The 3,034-nt window shown below is 66.1% G+C and carries 4 protein-coding genes; all 4 read right to left on the bottom strand.

What is annotated here, in order from left to right; genetic code table 11:
- Positions 1-509: NADH-quinone oxidoreductase subunit B (locus Q0O97_RS17445; RefSeq protein ID WP_294932451.1), on the bottom strand; the 509-nt coding region annotated here is incomplete at its 3' end.
- Positions 509-874 (bottom strand): NADH-quinone oxidoreductase subunit A, encoded by a 366-nt coding sequence (locus tag Q0O97_RS17440; RefSeq protein WP_294932448.1) that lies wholly within the window; start codon positions 872-874, stop codon positions 509-511. The genes Q0O97_RS17445 and Q0O97_RS17440, both read right to left, overlap by 1 nt.
- Before the next feature lie 296 nt (positions 875-1,170).
- Positions 1,171-1,539, bottom strand: a complete 369-nt coding sequence (locus Q0O97_RS17435) for a DUF4260 domain-containing protein (protein ID WP_294932445.1) — start codon at positions 1,537-1,539, stop codon at positions 1,171-1,173.
- Positions 1,536-3,034 (bottom strand): excinuclease ABC subunit UvrA (gene uvrA / locus Q0O97_RS17430; RefSeq protein WP_294932442.1); only part of this gene is annotated, 1,499 nt, incomplete at its 5' end. The genes uvrA and Q0O97_RS17435, both read right to left, overlap by 4 nt.

Below are 3,034 nucleotides of genomic sequence, written 5' to 3'. Positions count from 1 at the left end.
CCGGTGCGCCGGATGCGGCGCTGAAGTTGCAGGATGCCGTAAAGCAGCGCCTCGGCGGTCGGCGGGCAGCCGGGCACATAGATGTCCACCGGCACGATGCGGTCGCAGCCGCGCACCACGGAATAGGAATAGTGGTAATAGCCGCCGCCATTGGCACAGCTTCCCATGCTGATGACATAGCGCGGCTCGGGCATCTGGTCATAGACCTTGCGCAGCGCCGGGGCCATCTTGTTGGTCAGCGTGCCCGCGACGATCATCAGGTCCGACTGGCGCGGGGATGCGCGCGGCGCGGTGCCGAACCGTTCCAGGTCGTAGCGCGGCATCGAGGTCTGCATCATCTCGACCGCGCAGCAGGCCAGGCCGAAGGTCATCCAGTGCAGCGAGCCGTTGCGCGCCCATGCGATGATGTCCTCGGTCGTGGTCAGCAGGAAGCCCTTGTCCTGAAGCTCTCGGTTCAACTCGGCCGTCGCGACCTCGCGATCCGCGCCAGCCGTATTCGCCCCGGTCATCACGCCCATTCCAGCGCCCCCTTCTTCCATTCATAGGCAAAGCCCACGGTCAGCACGCCAAGGAACACGATCATCGACCAGAAGCCGACCTCGGACAGCCCGCCGAAGCTGACCGCCCAGGGAAAGAGGAACGCCACCTCCAAGTCGAAGATGATGAACAGGATCGACACCAGGTAAAAGCGCACGTCGAACTTGCCGCGCGCATCGTCAAAGGCGTTGAAGCCGCATTCGTAGGCGCTGACCTTTTCCGGGTCGGGGTTGCGGACGGCAACCACCGCCGCCGCCAGAATCAGCACGATCGCCAGCGCCGACGCCATTCCGATGAAAATCAGGATCGGCAGGTATTCGTTAAGCAGGTAATCCACGGAGTCAGGCTCCCTCTCGCGCGCAGGGACCCGAGTGGCGGCCCCGCGATGGGTTTGGCTTTGGCCGGTTTATCCCTGTGCGCCGCCGTGGTCAACGGGCCGGGCGCATTTCGAAACACGCCTGCGCCTTTGCGGCAACCGCACCGGATTTGCGCGATTTCCCAGCGATTCCCGGCCTGTTTGCGCTACCCTGGCCGCTTGGGGGCGGACCGGCGCAACCCGGCGCGCGCGACGTCATTCCTGGCGGGGCGGCGGGGAAAATGCGTGACAGAATCCCTCGGGGTTGCGGCAGGGACTCAGCCGCCTCGCCCGATCCGGCCCAGATGGGTATGGGCGAAGCCCGCCGCCTCTTTCAGCCCGAATCCAAGCGCGCGGTCCGCCCCGACATGGGCCAGCCACAGCCCGCCTGCCGCGATCAGCGCGGGCGCGCCCGCCGCGACGCCCAGCACCATCAGCAGAAAGGGCAGCGCGTAAAGGTGGATCAGGTTATAGGCCTGCGCCCCGATCCGCGACCCCGCCAGGTAGCCCGCCATCGACAGGTCCGGCGCCAGCAGCAGCAGGATCCAGACCCACCACGCCCAGCCGGGCGAGACCAGCAGGGCGATCACCAGCCCCGCAAGGGCGATGATCCCGCCTTCCAGCTTTTGCCAGCCGACCGTATTCATTCGGCAGCCGCAGGTTGCGCCTTGCCCTTGCCCCGCGACAAGAGCGGGCCGAGATAGCGCCCGGTGTGGCTGTCGGCCACCTGCGCGACGTCCTCGGGCGTGCCGGTCGCAACGATGCGCCCGCCGCCGTCGCCGCCTTCGGGACCGATGTCGATCAGCCAGTCGGCGGTCTTGATGACATCCAGGTTATGTTCGATCACCACCACCGTATTGCCCTGATCGACCAGCGAATGCAGCACCTCCAGCAGCTTGCGCACATCCTCGAAATGCAGCCCCGTCGTGGGTTCGTCCAGGATATACAAGGTGCGCCCCGTCGCCCGGCGGCTGAGTTCCTTGGCCAGCTTGACCCGCTGCGCCTCACCGCCCGAAAGGGTCGTCGCCTGCTGGCCGACTTTGATATAGCCCAGCCCCACCTCGACCAGCGCATCCATCTTGTCGCGGATCGAGGGCACGGCCTTGAAGAAATCCTGCGCATCCTCGACCGTCATGTCCAGCACGTCGGCGATGGATTTGCCCTTGAACTGGACCTCCAGCGTCTCGCGGTTGTAGCGTTTGCCGCCGCAGGTTTCGCAGGTGACATAGACGTCGGGCAGAAAGTGCATCTCGATCTTGATGACGCCGTCGCCCTGACAGGCCTCGCATCGCCCGCCCTTGACGTTGAAGCTGAAACGCCCCGGCTTGTAGCCGCGCGCCTTGGCCTCGGGTAGGCCCGCGAACCAGTCGCGGATCGGGGTGAAGGCGCCGGTATAGGTCGCGGGGTTCGAACGCGGCGTCCGTCCGATGGGGCGCTGGTCGATGTCGATCACCTTGTCCAAGAGTTCCAGCCCCTTGATCGTCTCGCATGGCGCGGGGGTCTGGCGCGCGCCGTTCAGGCGCAGGCTGGCGGTCTTGAACAGCGTCTCGATGGTCAGCGTCGATTTGCCGCCGCCCGAAACGCCGGTGACGCAGACGAACTTGCCAAGCGGGAACTCGGCGGTGACGTTTTTCAGGTTGTTGCCGGTCGCGCCGACGACGGTGACCTTCTTGCCGTTGCCCTTGCGGCGCGTGGCGGGCACAGCGATTTCGCGCTGGCCGGACAGATATTGCCCGGTCACGCTGTCGGCATTGGCGGCGATCTGGTCGGGCGTCCCGTGGGCGATCACCTGCCCGCCATGCACCCCTGCCCCCGGCCCGATGTCGAAAACGTAATCGGCGTGGCGGATCGCGTCCTCGTCATGTTCGACCACCAGCACCGAATTGCCCTGATCGCGCAGGTTCATCAGCGTTTGCAGCAGCCGGTCGTTGTCGCGCTGGTGCAGCCCGATGCTGGGTTCGTCCAGCACGTAAAGCACCCCGGTCAGCCCCGAACCGATCTGCGACGCCAGCCGGATCCGCTGGCTTTCCCCGCCCGAGAGCGTGCCCGCCGCCCGGCTCAGCGTCAGATAGTCCAGCCCGACATTGACAAGGAAGCCAAGGCGTTCGCGGATTTCCTTGACGATGGGCGCGGCGATCTCGG

Source organism: uncultured Paracoccus sp., assembly GCF_945915435.1.
In the GTDB taxonomy this organism is placed as follows: Bacteria; Pseudomonadota; Alphaproteobacteria; order Rhodobacterales; family Rhodobacteraceae; genus Paracoccus.
This window is presented reverse-complemented; position numbering and strand designations above follow the sequence as displayed.